At 57.8% G+C, this 14809-nt stretch carries 18 protein-coding genes; 8 read left to right on the top strand and 10 right to left on the bottom strand.

All coding sequences use genetic code 11. The features are described from left to right. Window positions 1-146 precede the first annotated feature (146 nt). Genes ACT3TC_RS03900 through ACT3TC_RS03890 form a run of 3 tightly spaced genes read left to right on the top strand, consistent with a single transcriptional unit; the run spans window position 147 to window position 2194 of the window. Window positions 147-473 (top strand): DUF1244 domain-containing protein, encoded by a 327-nt coding sequence (locus ACT3TC_RS03900; RefSeq protein WP_172117909.1) that lies wholly within the window; start codon window positions 147-149, stop codon window positions 471-473. Window positions 474-477: 4 nt separating this feature from the next. Then, entirely contained in the window at window positions 478-996 is a 519-nt protein-coding gene (moaB, locus tag ACT3TC_RS03895) for a molybdenum cofactor biosynthesis protein B (RefSeq protein ID WP_172117910.1), read from the top strand. Continuing rightward, window positions 989-2194 (top strand): molybdopterin molybdotransferase MoeA, encoded by a 1206-nt coding sequence (locus ACT3TC_RS03890; protein ID WP_444639189.1) that lies wholly within the window; start codon window positions 989-991, stop codon window positions 2192-2194. The genes moaB and ACT3TC_RS03890 overlap by 8 nt, the downstream gene beginning before the upstream one ends. Window positions 2195-2215: 21 nt before the next feature. On the opposite strand, the gene ACT3TC_RS03885 is transcribed toward ACT3TC_RS03890, so the two are convergent. From ACT3TC_RS03885 to ACT3TC_RS03860, 6 genes are all read right to left on the bottom strand, one after another. After that, the gene (locus tag ACT3TC_RS03885; protein WP_193054237.1) at window positions 2216-3382 is read right to left on the bottom strand and encodes a glutathionylspermidine synthase family protein; all 1167 of its coding nucleotides are present in this window, start codon (window positions 3380-3382) and stop codon (window positions 2216-2218) included. A gap of 18 nt (window positions 3383-3400) precedes the next feature. After that, window positions 3401-4012, bottom strand: a complete 612-nt coding sequence (locus tag ACT3TC_RS03880) for a DUF1190 domain-containing protein (protein WP_172117913.1) — start codon at window positions 4010-4012, stop codon at window positions 3401-3403. An 11-nt stretch (window positions 4013-4023) separates the two neighbouring features. Then, window positions 4024-4434, bottom strand: coding sequence for a DUF350 domain-containing protein (locus tag ACT3TC_RS03875; protein ID WP_172117914.1), 411 nt, complete (start codon window positions 4432-4434; stop codon window positions 4024-4026). A gap of 65 nt (window positions 4435-4499) precedes the next feature. Beyond that, window positions 4500-5225 (bottom strand): DUF2491 family protein, encoded by a 726-nt coding sequence (locus ACT3TC_RS03870; RefSeq protein ID WP_444639188.1) that lies wholly within the window; start codon window positions 5223-5225, stop codon window positions 4500-4502. 104 nt (window positions 5226-5329) lie between these two features. Continuing rightward, complete coding sequence (locus ACT3TC_RS03865) at window positions 5330-6025, bottom strand: PspA/IM30 family protein (protein WP_444621547.1); 696 nt, start codon at window positions 6023-6025, stop codon at window positions 5330-5332. A 21-nt stretch (window positions 6026-6046) separates the two neighbouring features. Further along, the gene (locus tag ACT3TC_RS03860) at window positions 6047-6502 is read right to left on the bottom strand and encodes a DUF2170 family protein (protein ID WP_444639186.1); all 456 of its coding nucleotides are present in this window, start codon (window positions 6500-6502) and stop codon (window positions 6047-6049) included. Window positions 6503-6949: 447 nt separating this feature from the next. Here ACT3TC_RS03860 and ACT3TC_RS03855 point away from each other — a divergent pair, with 447 nt between their 5' ends. The 5 genes from ACT3TC_RS03855 to ACT3TC_RS03835 all read left to right on the top strand — a co-directional run bounded on the left by ACT3TC_RS03855 (window position 6950) and on the right by ACT3TC_RS03835 (window position 10506). Next, window positions 6950-7633: a GntR family transcriptional regulator gene (locus ACT3TC_RS03855; RefSeq protein WP_444639185.1), complete on the top strand. Its 684-nt coding sequence runs from the start codon at window positions 6950-6952 to the stop codon at window positions 7631-7633. Between the two features lie 87 nt (window positions 7634-7720). Then, the gene (locus tag ACT3TC_RS03850) at window positions 7721-8761 is read left to right on the top strand and encodes a GlxA family transcriptional regulator (RefSeq protein WP_444639184.1); all 1041 of its coding nucleotides are present in this window, start codon (window positions 7721-7723) and stop codon (window positions 8759-8761) included. Next, complete coding sequence (locus ACT3TC_RS03845; protein ID WP_444639183.1) at window positions 8752-9918, top strand: MFS transporter; 1167 nt, start codon at window positions 8752-8754, stop codon at window positions 9916-9918. The genes ACT3TC_RS03850 and ACT3TC_RS03845 overlap by 10 nt, the downstream gene beginning before the upstream one ends. A gap of 49 nt (window positions 9919-9967) precedes the next feature. Beyond that, a complete protein-coding gene (locus tag ACT3TC_RS03840; protein ID WP_444627059.1) occupies window positions 9968-10333 on the top strand; it encodes a hypothetical protein in 366 nt (121 codons plus the stop codon). Beyond that, window positions 10333-10506, top strand: coding sequence for a DUF1289 domain-containing protein (locus tag ACT3TC_RS03835; RefSeq protein WP_444639182.1), 174 nt, complete (start codon window positions 10333-10335; stop codon window positions 10504-10506). The genes ACT3TC_RS03840 and ACT3TC_RS03835 overlap by 1 nt, the downstream gene beginning before the upstream one ends. 36 nt (window positions 10507-10542) lie before the next feature. Here ACT3TC_RS03835 and ACT3TC_RS03830 read toward each other — a convergent pair whose 3' ends face one another. The 4 genes from ACT3TC_RS03830 to ACT3TC_RS03815 are packed head-to-tail and all read right to left on the bottom strand — an operon-like array spanning window position 10543 to window position 14808. Next, the gene (locus ACT3TC_RS03830; protein ID WP_193054245.1) at window positions 10543-10992 is read right to left on the bottom strand and encodes a phosphatase domain-containing protein; all 450 of its coding nucleotides are present in this window, start codon (window positions 10990-10992) and stop codon (window positions 10543-10545) included. Further along, window positions 10989-12077 (bottom strand): MBL fold metallo-hydrolase, encoded by a 1089-nt coding sequence (locus tag ACT3TC_RS03825; protein WP_444639181.1) that lies wholly within the window; start codon window positions 12075-12077, stop codon window positions 10989-10991. Before ACT3TC_RS03825 ends, ACT3TC_RS03830 begins: the two co-directional genes overlap by 4 nt. Continuing rightward, window positions 12074-13120, bottom strand: coding sequence for an ABC transporter ATP-binding protein (locus ACT3TC_RS03820; protein WP_444639180.1), 1047 nt, complete (start codon window positions 13118-13120; stop codon window positions 12074-12076). Before ACT3TC_RS03820 ends, ACT3TC_RS03825 begins: the two co-directional genes overlap by 4 nt. Continuing rightward, the gene (locus tag ACT3TC_RS03815) at window positions 13108-14808 is read right to left on the bottom strand and encodes an ABC transporter permease (protein ID WP_444639179.1); all 1701 of its coding nucleotides are present in this window, start codon (window positions 14806-14808) and stop codon (window positions 13108-13110) included. The genes ACT3TC_RS03820 and ACT3TC_RS03815 overlap by 13 nt, the downstream gene beginning before the upstream one ends. Window position 14809: the final 1 nt, after the last annotated feature.

Here is a 14809-nt window from a genome sequence, read left to right as displayed (position 1 = left end):
GTCTATGCGTTAGATGCTTGATGGTAAGCACTATGACCCATATCAAACAGTGGGTTCGCCTGGCTACGTTATCGGGTGGAACAGCGCCTATAAGCGGTGCCTTTTGGTATGCTGCACGACAGTCACTTTTTATGAGGGAAACGCTAATGTCAGATTTTAACGAGTTTGATCAGGCTACTCGCACTGAGCTTGAGGCTGCTGCCTTTCGGCGTTTGCTGAGCCACCTGGACGATAACAAGGACGTACAGAATATCGACCTGATGATCCTGGCGGACTTTTGCCGTAACTGCCTTTCCAAATGGCTGGTGAGCGCAGCCGAAGAGCGAGGCGAGCGGCTTGATTACGAAGCCGCGCGCGAGTATGTCTACAAAATGCCCTACAGCGAGTGGAAAACGCACTATCAGGGCACTGCAACGCCTGAACAGTTGGCGGCGTTGGACGCTCGTCAAGCCAAGAAAAGCGGTCAGGAGTAGCGTTATGGAGCCGATGGTTGCCCTCAACATAGCCATACTGACGATTTCAGATACGCGCACCGAAGAGAATGATCGCTCTGGTCAGCAGTTGGTCGAGAGTTTGACCGCCGCCGGCCATCGGCTCGCCGATAAGCGTATCGTGGCTGACGATATCTACCAGATTCGCGCTATCGTGGCCCAGTGGATTGCCGACGCCGGGGTGCAGGTGGTTATTACCACCGGCGGCACCGGCTTTACCGGGCGTGATTCCACACCGGAAGCTATTTCGGTACTGCTGGATAAGCATATCGAAGGATTTGGCGAGCGTTTTCGCCAGTTAAGCGGTGAGGAAATTGGCAGCTCCACCATTCAAAGCCGCTGCCTGGGTGGCTTGGCGAATGCCACGGTCATCTTCTGTCTGCCCGGCTCAACCGGTGCATGCCGTACGGGCTGGGAAGGCATTTTGAAAGAGCAGCTCGATAGCCGCCACAAACCGTGCAATTTTGCCAACCTGGTGATTCCCGAGCGAGGCCAGCATGGCTGATTTGCAGCCAGTAAGTGCCGCGCTTGAAGCGCTGCTGGCTGGCGTGAGTCCCGTCAGTGCGGAAGAAGCCGCCTTGGGCGCCGCTGGCGGGCGGGTGCTGGCTGACGACGTGATGGCAGCGCTTAACGTCCCGCCCTTTGATAACAGTGCGATGGATGGCTATGCGTTGCGCGCAAGCGATGCGGGTCGGTGGCTGCCCATCAGCCAGCGCATTGCGGCGGGAACACAGGTAGCGCCGCTGGCACCCGGTAGCTGTGCACGCATCTTTACCGGTGGCGAATTGCCAGCAGGCGCGGACTGCGTCGTCATGCAGGAGCGCGTTAGCGTTGAGGCAGGCAAGGCCTTGATACCGGACAATATTCCGCCTGACGATAATGTGCGCCGCCAAGGGCGGGATGTGCGTTTGGGAGACTGTTTGCTCAACAAAGGACTGCGTCTGGAAGCGGCCGCGTTGGGGCATTTAGCGGGGCAGGGCATCACCCAGGTGAGCGTACGCCGCCGCCCTAAAGTTGCCCTGCTCTCGACCGGCGATGAGATCGTCGACCCCGGCACGCCGCTGGCGCCGGGGCAAATTTATAACTCCAACCGGCCCATGTTAAAGCGCCTGCTTGAGCGCTTTGGTGCTGACGTGGTGCAGATCGTTAGCGTGCCAGATAACTACGCTCAAACGGTGGCGCTATTAACCCAGGCCGCCGCTGACGCCGATGTCGTGGTAAGCACTGGCGGTGTCAGTGTTGGGGAAGAAGACCACGTTAAGGCCGCGCTTGATGCCTTGGGCGAGCTGGATTTATGGCGCTTGGCCATACGCCCAGGCAAGCCCTTGGCGCTAGGCCGCTTGCCTCGCGCTGACGGCAGTGAGGCAAGGTTTGTGGGTTTGCCGGGCAATCCAGTTTCGGGATTTGTGGGGGCCTGGCTATTTTTGCGCCCGCTCATGGGGGCGTTGTTGGCTTGTCCAGCACTGAAGGCATTGCCAACGTTAACCGCAACGGCGAATTTTGAGACCTCGACCGGACCGCGCCAGCACTATATGCGCGTAACGCTTAATTTTTCACCTTCCGGTATAACGGCCCAGGCCTTTGCTGACCAGAATTCCGGCGTATTGTCGTCGTGTATTGAGGCCGATGCCTTGGCGGTTATTCCTCCCCATCATCAGGTAACGCCCGGCGATACCGTTAGCTGCTTATGGTTGGCGGAGTAAGCAGACGCGTTCTCCTGACCGTTAAACAATGGCGTGGGGCACAAAGCAGGATGAATCCTTGGTAATTCGCCCTACGTCTTCCCGCACGCCGATCCCGCAAGCACGATCACCCACCACCCAACTGCCGATTAACGCGTGATGTTCGCCAAAGCGCGGCATGGGGTGGTAGGCCTGGCGAATCCAGGGGCTGTCCGTATAGGGGCCATCCACTGCCTCACGCTGCCCCTCTGGCGTTAACAGTTCAATATTGCTGCCTTCGCGTGAAAAGAACGGCTTGCGTACCCAGCCGGGCGGCAGCGGTGAAGGCGAGCGCTCTTCAAAATAGGCAGGTAGCAAATTAGGGTGGCCCTTAAAGTGCTCCCACAGCAGGGGCAGAATGCCCTTGTTAGAGAGGATCGCCTTCCACGGTGGTTCAAACCAGTGGGTGTGCAGCTGGGGAATCTTTTCGCCAAACGCATCGTCGGCCAACTCTTCCCAAGGGTAGAGTTTAAACAGTGCCTGAATGGGCTGATTATCCAGGTCAATAAAGTAGTCGCCGTCGCGCTGGTAGCCAATATCTTCGGTATAAATGAAGGGCGCTTTTAAACCGGCCTGAACGGCTACATCCTGCAGGTAGTGTACGGTTGCGCGCTCTTCGTCGTTATCCTTGATACATGAAAAGTACATCTCGGCGCTGCTCAGCCGGTCGCCAATATGCGCCATTGCATTAATCAGCCGCTCCTGAATGGAATTATATTGGTCAGCGTGGCGCGGGATGATGCCCTGTTGAATTGCCTGCTCAAGCCATACCCACTGGAAAAAGCCCGCTTCATAAAGCGAGGTGGGCGTATCGTAGTTAAGCTCAAGCAGCTTGGCGTGGCCCTGGCCTGAATAGGCAAAATCCATCCGCCCATAAAGGTGTGGCTGGCCAGACACCCAGGAGTCGTGAATGGTGTCCCACATGAACTCCGGCAGCGCCAGGCGTTGCATCAGCGCATTGGAGTGACAGACACGGTCAACAAGCTCCATGCACATTTCATGCAGCTCTTCGGTAGGCGCCTCAATATCCCGCTCTATTTGATCCAGCGAGAACTGGTAGTAGGCGCTCTCTTTCCAGTAGGGTTCGCCGCCGATGGTATGAAAATGAAACCCCAGCTCGTGGGCCAGGGTTTTCCAGTTGGCGCGTTCTGCAACATCAACTCTAAGCATGGAGATTCCCGAGGTACATCACGAGCCCCAGCCGCCTCGAGCGGATGAGCGAGAACCGAAGCCGCGACGCTGTGTGGCCTGGCGGTTCTGAGTCGCCGTGGTACGCAGGGCCTGGTGGCGCTGATTGACACGCTGGCTGGCCTGGTTAGTGGCGGTATTCCAGTTGCCCTGGTTCTGACGATTGCGGTAAACCGGTTCTTGGTACACTCCCCGGTTGGTCGCACCGTGGCTGGTGCGCGACATCATGTTACCCACCATGTAACCCATCATGGCCGGCATAAACCAGCCACCGCCACTGCTGCCGGTGGCCGCCTGCGACTGCTGTTCGGTGGGGGCCGTGCAGGCTCCTTCACCGTGTTCAGCCTCACACTCTTCAAGCGTATTGAAGCGGGGGACTTCTTTAATGGACGCCTCGTAGGCATCTTCACAGGCGCTGCGGGTATATACATCGGCGGCCACGCACTCATCAACACTCTGGTAGCTGCGTGGGCTGTCAAAGCTTACATCGGTCGTTTGCTCTGGCTGGCCACACGCCGTTAGCCCGAATGCGCTGGCGCCCATCATCGCAAGCGAGAGGCGGGCGCTGCGTTTGCGTCGCGGCAGGTGTGGGGTCTGATCGTTATGTGCCATCGTTAAACTCCTTACCACGTCATCGAGGCGGCATTAATCAGGCCAACTGCAATGGAGACACTACCCGCCAGAATACCGTAAGCCATATGACCTTCAGTGATATGCAGTGACAGGCTTTCTCCCTGATTCTTCAACACCATCTTCAGACCAAAGAAAGCCGCCAGTTGAACACCAAACGCGATGATGCCCCACAAGATGAAATCGATGAAACTGATGGAGTTGGCCATAGCGCTATAGAGCGGCAGTGTAAAACCGACGATAGAACCTGCATAGGCCGTGGCCGCCGCTGCATTACCTTCGCGAATTAACGTCCACTCGTGGTGGGGCGTGATACGGCTATAACAGTACATAAACGCAACGAGAAGCACGAGTGCGCCGATCAGATAGCCCAAAAAGTGGGGTAAGCCTTGTAAATACTGCATGTATAGAATCTTCCTTGGTTGAGAGTCAACGTTGTGATGGTGGCGTGTGTTAGGGCTTGCCGCGTTTAAATAGCATCAATATCGACCGATGTAACATCAACACCGAGATTTTGTACCAGCATAAACCCACCCTCACCGTCATCTTCCGCATTCAGCAATACGTACTCCATGCGCTCGGAGTCTTCAATAGGGCGCTCGTACAGCATGGCATGGTGGGTAACGCTGCGCGTCATGACGCTTTCGGTGGTCATTACCTGCTCTTCAAGCACGACGGGCGGCGACCAAAGGCTCGCTTCATCGCCCCACACACGCTGAAACTGGCAGGTGCGCTCGGAAGCATCGGTCGCCTCGACAGCAATCGTTTGTGCACCCAGCTGGCCTGCCTTTTTATCGCTTGCGTTGATCAGCGCATCGAACTCGATATCCGACAAATGCGTCACACGATAAAAATCAAACAGCTTGTACTCAATCACGCGCTGGTTTTCGACGTTGGCTTGCAGCCACGTATCGTTATCCAGATAAAAGCGTACCAAGTGGGCGCCCTGGCCAAGGTCGATATGCCCTACGGCCGCAACATGATGATAGGGCGCGCTGTCCCACCCAAAGAGTGCATCGGAATAGGCGCTTAACTCAGCCAACTGAATGTTGACGCGCCCATCCAGACGCAGCCCCGCAAAATCTTCTTGTGACATCCCGGTCGGCAGGCCAGCAGTGAAGGTGGATGCGTTTTCTGCCGCAGGGTTCGCCGCCTCATTGGAAGTGCCGAACAGGGCCTTAAGTGTCTTGAACATTCGAGAAGCCTCCAAAGGGCAAGCCGATAGCGCGAATCGTTGGTGCAGAATCAATATGGCCCAGTGACGTGCAGGCCCGCCGGTGGGCGGGCGCTGTGCCACGTTTACGCTTGTGGAGTATTTTTCTTGGCTTTCAGACGTGCCAGCACGTCTTCGGCTTTGCGCTCATTGGCGCCAATACCCGCCGCTTTCAGGCGTGCATCCAGTGATGAACCGCTCTCTTCGGCAGCCATTTGGTCGGCCGCCTGCATCTGGGCTGAGTTAAGCTGCTGGCGCTCACGGATCCGGTCAAGAGACTCCATCGCACTACCCATAGCGCTATTTTGCCCGGAGTGGCGCGCTGCTACGGCAGACTGAGCCTTCTGTGCAGACTCTGTCGCTTTTACCACGCTCACCTGCTGTTTTAGCTGGCGCAGCTGGTTATCCGTATTGCGAATGGCTCCGCGCAGGCTTTCAATGCTGGCGTCGTACTCGCTGACGATGCTGCGCTCGGCGTCCAGCTCATCCTGCATGCTGACCATACGCTCGGCAACTTCGACCGCTAACGCTTCTTCGCCTTTATCCAGCGCGGCTTCAGCGCTCTGCTCAAGCTCGGCAATTTTGCTTTCCAGGGTATCTGCCTTGTTACTGTTCAGCTGGCGTTGACCCATTAAGCGCGCAAGTTCGGTTTTGGACTGTTTCAGGTGATTTTCAGAATCACGGATTTCCTGGTCCAAAATACGCAGCGCTTGAGAGTCAACGACGGCCTGGCCGGTCTCATTCGCTTTACCACGTAACGCCGTCATGATTTTGCTTAACATAAAGTTGCTCCTAAACGCGTATTAAGAAAAGTGATCGTGAATTAAGTCGGCGACTTCCATGGCAGCGCTGGCCGTGGCATGTAATTCAGCACAAATAGACACCAGCTTTGAATCGCCAAACAGCTGCCCGTAAGCCACGTAAAAATCTCGATTATCGATGGATACGATACCGATAGAGGCAAGCGGAAGCGCAAGGCCCTGGCGCAGTAACACGTCGTTAAGCTCAGCCGGATTCGATACGCTGTCCAGCGGGGCAATGGCGGTCATGGCAATCCACTCATTGTCACTGCGCGAAAGCGTTAAGGTTAAATTACCGTAATCGTGAAGCTCCCAAATCAACGTTTGGTTGGCTTCATCTAAACTAACATTGGCCGCTGGCCACTCCAGTTCAGCGGCTTCTTCCTGAGCGGAGGCATCGTTAATAACGCGATAGAGTTCGGCTGCCGAGAAAGCACCCGTTTCATTGTGAGTAATCAAAGCAGCAAGCTCCTTATGCAAAATGAAGGTTATGTTAGCACTGACAATTCATCATCTTCTAATAACGCACTATCGCGTTTGAGTAAAAGGCTACGCTAACACGCTGCGCGCCTGGATGTTTCACTATCAGCAGCGCTTCTTGAGCGAGCCCATTTAAGACCCACAGGCAGGAGAGGAGTTCTTCGTTAAGCGTACGATAAAAGGAGCCGATAACATGGATAAGGATAGCCAACCGCCCAGTTACGCTTCAGCAGCAGGCTGAGGTGCTACTGCTTACGTTATCTCCGTGAGCTTGTTTTAATGTAGGAGTGTTGGAAAGCTGATCGAATGTATATCAAGACGTATGATATATATTTCGCTAGTGGTGGAAGAGTTAAGCGTCACGTTCCGGCCCTGAAGACAGTAAGGCGGTCGGTCGCTCTTATAAATAAAAGGGGTGGGAAACAGATGGCTGAGAGCAAACGTTCCAACGCTCAACGGCTTAAGGACTCGTTGGAAGATGACATTATTAATGGGCGGCGGGTGCCAGGAGAACGGCTCGACCCGGACGAGCTAGGGCGAACGTTTAATGTTTCTCGCACGCCCGTGCGTGAAGCCTTCCAGCAGCTGGTGGCTAGCGGTTTGGTCACCGTATCACCGAAAAAAGGCACGTTTGTGGCCAAGGTCGGCATCGACCAGTTAATCGAGATGTTTGAAGTCATGGCCGAGCTTGAGGGCATGTGCGGGCGCCTAGCGGCCCGACGCATTAGTGACCCGGAGCTGGCAGAGCTTCAGGCGGCCCATCAGCGCTGTGAAGCAGCGGCACACGCGGGCGATACGGACGAGTACTACTACGAAAATGAAGCGTTTCATGACTGCATCTATGCAGCGAGCCACAATACGTTTCTAGCCAGCGAAGCTCGTCAGCTAAAACAGCGCTTAAAGCCCTATCGTCGCCTGCAATTGCAGGTTCGCCAGCGCATGCATAATTCCTTGAGCGAGCACCAAGCCATTGTCGATGCCATTACCCAAGGCGATGCCGCACTGGCTGAGCAGGCGCTATGCGACCATGTGCTGATTCAAGGCGAGCGATTCAGCGACTTTGTGGCCAGCGTGCGCCGTATGGAAGCGCCGATCAGCCAGCCGGGGTAGGTAATGTCCGTATTGGTGGGGTGATGGTCCTTGCCGACACGTCGCGCTCGGCGGAAACTCTCCCTATTAACGATCTGGAGAGAGAACGTGACGCGCCATATTGCCTTATTGGCTTACCCCGATTGTCAGCTGTTGGATGTCAGTGGCCCCTGGCAGGTGTTTGCCAGTGCCAATGCGCTAAGCCCGGAGCCCTTGTACCGCTTAACCCTAGTCGCCGATGCGCCTGGGCCGGTAATGACCAATGGCGGCCTGGCGGTGTACGCCAGCCACACCTATGCCGAACTTCCCCAGCTACTGCCTTTGGATACGTTACTCATTGCAGGCGGCAGCGGTGTGATGGCGTTACGCCAAGACCCGCACGTGCTGGCTCTTTTACGTGAGCTGGCGCCTCACGTGCGCCGGTTAGGCTCTATCTGCTCAGGGGCTTTCTTGCTTGCTGCTGCCGGGCTTTTAGATGGCCAGCGCGCCACTACCCATTGGCGCCACGCCGACCAGCTTGCCGAGGAGTACCCCGCGCTTAATGTTGAGCCTGATGCGCTGTATATCCAAAGCGGTGATCGCTACACCAGCGCCGGGATAACGGCCGGTATCGATCTGGCGCTTTCGCTGGTAGAAGCCGACCACGGCGCTGCCCTTGCCGGGCAGGTAGCACGAGAACTGGTGATGTTTCTGCATCGCCCCGGTGGGCAGTCGCAGTTCAGCGAACTTCTACGCTGCCAGCAAGATGCTGGCCCGTTGCGTCGCTTGCTGGATCATCTGCATGCCGACCCTGGCGGGGCACATTCGCTGGAAAGTATGGCGGCCTTAATGGCCGTATCACCACGTCATCTTACCCGCCTATTCAAGCGCCACTTAACCACGACGCCGGTTACTTACTTGACCCAGCTACGCCTGGAGCAGGCGCGTTTGGCGCTGCTGGATGGGCATCAAACGGTATCGCTTGAGCGGTTAGCTAAGCGTTGGCGTTTGGGCGGCGCCGAGCAGCTGCGCCGCCAGTTTCAACGTTACTACGGTGTTTCCCCTTCTGTGTATCGTCAGCGCTTTGGCGCGGCGGCTAAGTCTGCCCTTACGTCTACCCTCACGCCTTCTCGTGTGCCTACTCTTTTGGAGCCATCGCCATGCCAATAACCGTTACGCTGTTATCGCTGTGCCAAGCGCTGTTGGTCAGTGGCAATATCCTGCTGATTGCCGTATCGCCTCTCATTGGCGCCTCGCTGGCACCGACGGCTAACTGGGCCACTGTGCCGGTGGCCAGCCAATGGCTGGGGCTGATGTGCGCCACCATTCCCGCCTCGCTGATCATGGGGCGGCTGGGGCGTAAACGCGGGTTTGTGCTGGGCAATCTTATCGGCTTGATAGGTACAGCCGTGGCCATTGCAGCGCTACGCCAGCAAAGCTTTGGACTGTTCCTGCTGGCGACCTGGCTAATTGGTATCGGCATTGGCTTTGGGCAGCTCTACCGCTTTGCAGCCCTTGAAGCATCCCCCACGGCACTGCGCGATAAAGCGCTTGGTTTAGTGATGGGCGGTGGAGTGGTAGCGGCATTTGCAGGCCCGTGGCTTGCCCGCTTTAGTCGTGAGCTGAGCGAGACGCCGTTTTTAGGTAGCTTCGTTGGGCTGGGCGTGCTCTATGTATTGGCACTGGGCATATTGCTTTGCACGCGGTTGCCGGTCGCTTTTGTGCAGGCAGTAGAGGGGGAGAAAAAGCCCTTGCTCGCTATCCTGCGCCAGCCCGGTTTTCTACTGGCCGTTAGTGCGGCGGCCATTGGCTACGGAGTGATGAATCTGGCCATGACCGCCACACCGCTGGCGATGGAAGGGGCCGGGCACAACTTTAACCATGTCGCCACCACTATTCAGTGGCATGTGGTTGCCATGTTCTTGCCCTCATTTTTTACCGGCCATTTGACGGCGCGCTTTGGTGCCCCACGCATGATTAGCGCTGGCTGCTTACTGCTGGTGGCAAGCGCAATTGCTGCACAGTTTGATGCCGGGCTAGCGGGCTTTAATGTTGCGTTGATCCTGCTGGGGCTTGGTTGGAATTTCACCTTCCTGCCCGCTACCGGGTTATTGACGCAAAGCTATCAACCGGCAGATAAGGCGCGCACTCAAGCGGCCAATGAGTTTCTGGTGTTCGGTATGGCTGCGTTAACGGCGCTGCTGGCGGGGCCGTTGGTTAACACCCTGGGCTGGGCGATGCTCAATGCGCTGCTGATTCCTGTCTCGTTACTGCCTATGGTGCTGCTGGCATGGCAGCGGCGGCCAAACGCGCCTCTGCTTTCTTAAGATATTATAACATAGTTATATTCTTTTATTTGTTACGTCAGGTGGTTGAATGATTGCTAAACGGGAACGCGGCAAGCTGGAGCGCCAGCTTGTTGCTTCGCTGACTGAAGTCTGTGAGCAGGCCAAGGCCGAGGTGGTTGGGTTCGTCTGGTTAACTCACTGCGTGGACTACCAACACTTCCCCGAAAGCCTGGTGGTTATCTGGGTATTTGATACCGATGCCCATTTAGCCTCAGCGCTAAAGGGCGAAGCCAAACAGCGCCTGCATGATTTCACGGCCAGCGCTTTGGCTGAGGCGGGTGTGGCGCTGGATAGCATCACACCGCACATTGACTTCGATAGTGAACAGGCGTGCCAGCGCACCCATGGCGGTGACTGGCAGCGTCGTCTGCGCGCGCGAAGTGTGAGGCACTGATGGCCAAGAAAATCGATAGCCCCTGCATATCCGCCTGTCAGTTGAAGGGCGGCATGTGCACCGGCTGCGGGCGGAGTGTTGAGGAGATTCGCCATTGGAAATCCATGAAGCGACCCGAAAAAATCGCCACCATCAAGAGGGCTGAACAGCGTTACAAGAAGCTCAACAAGTAACGGGCGTTAGGAAAATATCGTTCGGGCGGCGTTTGGTTAAAAATCACCCGGGGCGCATTGCAGGCAGGTAAGGCCCAGGGCGCGCCACTGGGCGACGACTGCATCGCGGTCGTCCAGCACCAGCCAGGGCTCGAAACCGTCTTCGCGCATGGTGCTGAGCAGGGCTTCCTTGACCGCTTCGTCATCCACGTGGTCATGGCCATCCGGGCGCAGGTACATGGCGTCAAACGGTATGGCGTTGCGGGTCAGCCATTCGTGGGTATGCTCGCGATGAGTGTCCGGGCGGCCGCTGCAAATGATGATCTGCTGGCCTTGGGCTTTTAATAATTTCACCAGCCGGGCGACCGGTTCGATCACTGGCGCTTCGGCCATAAATGCAAAGAAGGGGTCCCACTGCTTGGCGGGGCCTAACACCCATTCGTGTACTTTCGTGGGGTGAAATTCAGCTAACGTACCGTCAACATCGACAATCACTGCTTGGGTCATGCAGGGCTCCGGTTATTTAAGGTGTGAGTATTCAAGGCGTAAGTATTCAAGAACAGGGTTTTTTGTGTGGTGAGGCGCGCACCGAGTAACGTGCGCCAGGCGCTAAGAGCGGGTTCGGATAAAGGGGTAAACAGTGGCACCACACGTTCGGCGTTTAGCTGATCGGCAAGCACAACCAGGTGTGAGGCGCGCAGATGCACATTCCAGCGCCGCCAGAGGATGTCGCCAGCGGCCAGCTCGGCGCAGCGCGAAGGTGTCAGGTAACCGGTGTGCAGCAGGTGAAAACCTGGCCACATGGCCGCCGTATCATCGCGGTCACTGATCAGCTTGAGGCTTGGCAGGGAGGCATCGGAGCGCGCCAGAAGCGCTTCTATTCTTTTATCCGCATGGGAGCGGCGAAGTGTTGCGGGGAGCGCCAGCAGGGTTTGTAGATTGGCGCGAATAATCGGATCAATAGCAAGCGAAAGCCCGCGAGCGTCCGCTTCTTCGGCTAGCCAAAGTGCCATCTCAAGCGCTCGGCCTGATTCAGGCACCGGGAAAACCAGCGGGCGGCTCAAGTGTTCGCTGATAGCGTCCACACATGCCTGCTGGGGTTGATCGTAGGTGCCATAAGAAGCGTCCAGTAGCGCAATGCGCGCCGGTGGCGGCGTATCAAACGGAAACAGCCGGGACTCAAAGCAGGCGTCGCCGCTGTAGAAAATGCCGCCTTCGACATCCAGGTGAATCCAAACCCCGCCCAACGAATGGCCCGCCTGCCCGGTAGTCACCGTAATACCGGCAATTTGGCAGGAGCCGCGTTCAGGCAGCGGCTGCCAGGCGCGCCCATCGGGAAGCGCCTGAGCCACCAGCGGCGTGCAGTAAAGCGGCAGCGTAGCGGGCAGCTCACTGACGCCGCCAATATGATCGATATGGTCGTGACTGATAATCACCGCATCGACATCAAGCCCGCGCGCCCAGGTAATTGGCTCGCCTGGGTGCAGCGCGCCGCCGGCATCCAACAGAAGCCGCTTGCCGTTGGCTTCCATCACAATAGCCGCTGGGCCTTTATCGCCCAGGCCGCTCAATATATTGATGCTGGCGTTCATTGGTCGGGCTCCAGGCACCAGCCTTCTAGGAGCATTAGCGCTACCTGCTGGCCCAATTTCAGGGCGTGGGAATGATAGGCGAGCAGCGTTTCGCCACCGGCCATGCGCAGATGAAGCTCATAGCGCTCGCCACGAAAGGTCTGGCGTTCAACGCGAGCGGTTAAGTCCTGCTGGCTGGGCGCCTCGGGATGCACCTGAATATGCTCCGGGCGCACCAGCACTGCCTGATGACGCTGGGAAGCGGGAGACGCCAGCCCCTTCATCAGCTCATGGCCACTAAGACGCCTGCCTGGTGCGCCGGTGCTTATCATTAACTGGCTGCCCTGGCCGATAAAGCTTGCCACCCAGGACGTGCGCGGCTCGCGGTAGAGCGTTTCGGGCGTGGCCCACTGCACCAGCTTGCCCGCTTGCATCACCGCGATACGGTCGGCCAGCGCCATGGCTTCGCTTTGGTCATGGGTGACGTAGACCATAGTGGCTTCGGTGCGGCGGTGAAAATCTGCAAAGCTGTGCTCCATGGAGGCGCGCAGGTGGCGGTCGAGGTTCGCTAATGGCTCATCCAGAAGCACTACTGACGGGTTAGTGACCAGGCAGCGGGCGAGTGCCACGCGCTGGCGCTGGCCGCCGCTTAAATCCTGCGGCGTGCGCTGGGCGTAGGGCTCAAGCGCCACCAGGGCAAGCGCTTGCTCAACGCGGTGCTGATAATCCGCCCCGCGCACGCCGCGTAGTTTGAGTGGGTAGCCGACGTTATCGGCGACGCTCATATGCGGCCACAACGCGTAGGATTGAAACACCATGGCCATGTTGCGCTGCTCGGGGAACACGTGGTGCTGCTCGCTCGCCAGAAGCGTATCGCCCAGATGGATTTCACCGCCGCTTACCTGCTCGAACCCGGCCAGCATACGCAGCATGGTGGTTTTGCCACAGCCGCTGGGGCCGAGCAGGGCGACGAATTCACCCGGCTCAACCGTTAATGAAAGCCCATCCACGGCTTTGTGTTCGCCAAACTGCTTGGTGACTTGCTTAAGGGTTAGCCCTGCCATGGCACGACTCCTTTGGGTAAACGCGGGGCCAGAAGGCTAAGCGACAGCATGAGTGAAGCGACCATCAGCACGACCAGTACGGACACCGCTGAGGCCAGAACGCTTTCGCCGCCTTCATCAAGGTTGAAAATCAGCACGCCCAGGGTTTCGTTACCGGCGCTCCATAGCAGTGCCGAGACGGTCAGCTCGTTGACAGCCAGCAGAAACACCAAAAGCCCACCGGCAAACAGCGCAGGTGCAATCAGCGGCATCACGATAGTGGAAAGGCGGCGCCACGGGCCGGCACCGGCGAGCTGGGCGGCTTCTTCAAGGGAAGGGTCAAGCTGTGCCAGGCTTGCGCTGACCGGTTTGAGGCACACCACCAGAAAACGTGCCAGATAGGCCACGAAGATCAGCCCCAACGTGCCGTAAAGTGCGACGTTGATAATGGGCAGTGGGCGCACGAACAGCAGAATGCAGGCAATTGCGAGTACCACGCCGGGCAGGGCGTAAGGCAGCTCGATAATACTCAGCGTCAGATTTTGCAGGCGCGCTGGAAGCCGCTGAAGGTGATAGGCCAGCGGCAGGCTGCACAGCATGAGCACCACGGCTGCGCCACCGGCAAGCCAGAAGCTATTGCGCATGGCACGCCACGTGGCGCCCTGGCGGCCAATCACTTCATGGTAGGCGTTCAACGTGGCGGTATCGGCGTTGAGCGGTACGCCCATGGCCGGCACCAGCGAGCTGACTACCAGCGCCACCAGAGGCGCGACAAGAATGACCAGCAACACGCTGACCAGTAGCGTCGTGACCAGCGAGCGAAAGCGGCCGAGTGAGAAATCATGGGCGCGCCCGCTATGCCCCACCAGCCCGAAACGGCTGCGGCCCATCCAGTGTTGCTGAAGCGCCACACCCGCCAGCGCCAGCACGCCGATCAGCAGCGAAAGGGCGGCCATCTCAGCCAGTACGCCGGTGCCAAAACTGGCCATGCGCTGATAAATCAGCGTCGGCAGTACGTAGTAGCTTGCTGGAATGCCCAGCATGGCCGGGATGCCAAAGTTACCCAGGCTTGAGATAAACGCCATGGCGGCACCGGCCACCAGGCCGCTTCTCGTCACGGGCAGAACAATATGCCGCCATACCTGATTCTGCCGGGCGCCGCTAATGCGGGCGGCTTCGACTAGTTCGCGGGGTAGAGAAAGTAGCGAGGTGCGCAGCGCCAGAAACACCAGCGGGGCGCTTTGAATACCTAACAGCAGGGCGATGCCTTCCGCCGAGTAGAGCGGCTGCGGGCTGCCCAACGGCGGCGCCATGCCGATGCTTTTTAATAGCGGGCTTGCCGGGCCAAATAGCTGTAACCAGCTAAGTGCCGTGACCTGGGGCGGAATCATCATCGGCAACATAAAACAGAACACCAGCCACGCCTTGCCGCGAATGTCGGTGAGGGTAATCACGAACGCAAACAGGCTGCCCAGCGCAAGGGCAATCAGCATGCCCAGCCCCGAGGTATACAGGCTGTGCCACAGCGCTCGCCAGGTACTCGCTGATTGGAGCACACGCCATAGCGGCGCGTTGCCCCCTTGGGTCAGGTCGCTTAACGCTTCAACCAACAGGCGCAGGCTAGGCGCCAGGCTCAGCAGGACCACGGTAAGCGTCAAAAGGGTAAGCAGCCAGCGGTGCTGGCTGCCTTGAGTAAGACTCGGTGACATG

Source organism: Halomonas sp. AOP27-A1-41 (assembly GCF_052378605.1).
Taxonomy (GTDB): domain Bacteria; phylum Pseudomonadota; class Gammaproteobacteria; order Pseudomonadales; family Halomonadaceae; genus Vreelandella; species Vreelandella citrativorans.
The sequence above is the reverse complement of the archived record's forward strand: the minus strand, read 5'-3'. Positions and strand labels throughout refer to the sequence as shown.

Excerpts from the sequence above, each read along its gene's own strand:
- ACT3TC_RS03875 (WP_172117914.1), bottom strand. The coding sequence starts at position 4,434 with ATGCAGTATTTACAAGGCTTACCCCACTTTTTGGGCTATCTGATCGGC.
- ACT3TC_RS03815 (WP_444639179.1), bottom strand. The coding sequence starts at position 14,808 with ATGTCACCGAGTCTTACTCAAGGCAGCCAGCACCGCTGGCTGCTTACC.
- ACT3TC_RS03840 (WP_444627059.1), top strand. The coding sequence starts at position 9,968 with ATGATTGCTAAACGGGAACGCGGCAAGCTGGAGCGCCAGCTTGTTGCT.
- moaB (WP_172117910.1), top strand. The coding sequence starts at position 478 with ATGGAGCCGATGGTTGCCCTCAACATAGCCATACTGACGATTTCAGAT.
- ACT3TC_RS03900 (WP_172117909.1), top strand. The coding sequence starts at position 147 with ATGTCAGATTTTAACGAGTTTGATCAGGCTACTCGCACTGAGCTTGAG.
- ACT3TC_RS03855 (WP_444639185.1), top strand. The coding sequence starts at position 6,950 with ATGGCTGAGAGCAAACGTTCCAACGCTCAACGGCTTAAGGACTCGTTG.
- ACT3TC_RS03835 (WP_444639182.1), top strand. The coding sequence starts at position 10,333 with ATGGCCAAGAAAATCGATAGCCCCTGCATATCCGCCTGTCAGTTGAAG.
- ACT3TC_RS03870 (WP_444639188.1), bottom strand. The coding sequence starts at position 5,225 with ATGTTCAAGACACTTAAGGCCCTGTTCGGCACTTCCAATGAGGCGGCG.
- ACT3TC_RS03845 (WP_444639183.1), top strand. The coding sequence starts at position 8,752 with ATGCCAATAACCGTTACGCTGTTATCGCTGTGCCAAGCGCTGTTGGTC.
- ACT3TC_RS03890 (WP_444639189.1), top strand. The coding sequence starts at position 989 with ATGGCTGATTTGCAGCCAGTAAGTGCCGCGCTTGAAGCGCTGCTGGCT.
- ACT3TC_RS03880 (WP_172117913.1), bottom strand. The coding sequence starts at position 4,012 with ATGGCACATAACGATCAGACCCCACACCTGCCGCGACGCAAACGCAGC.
- ACT3TC_RS03825 (WP_444639181.1), bottom strand. The coding sequence starts at position 12,077 with ATGAACGCCAGCATCAATATATTGAGCGGCCTGGGCGATAAAGGCCCA.
- ACT3TC_RS03820 (WP_444639180.1), bottom strand. The coding sequence starts at position 13,120 with ATGGCAGGGCTAACCCTTAAGCAAGTCACCAAGCAGTTTGGCGAACAC.
- ACT3TC_RS03830 (WP_193054245.1), bottom strand. The coding sequence starts at position 10,992 with ATGACCCAAGCAGTGATTGTCGATGTTGACGGTACGTTAGCTGAATTT.
- ACT3TC_RS03865 (WP_444621547.1), bottom strand. The coding sequence starts at position 6,025 with ATGTTAAGCAAAATCATGACGGCGTTACGTGGTAAAGCGAATGAGACC.
- ACT3TC_RS03885 (WP_193054237.1), bottom strand. The coding sequence starts at position 3,382 with ATGCTTAGAGTTGATGTTGCAGAACGCGCCAACTGGAAAACCCTGGCC.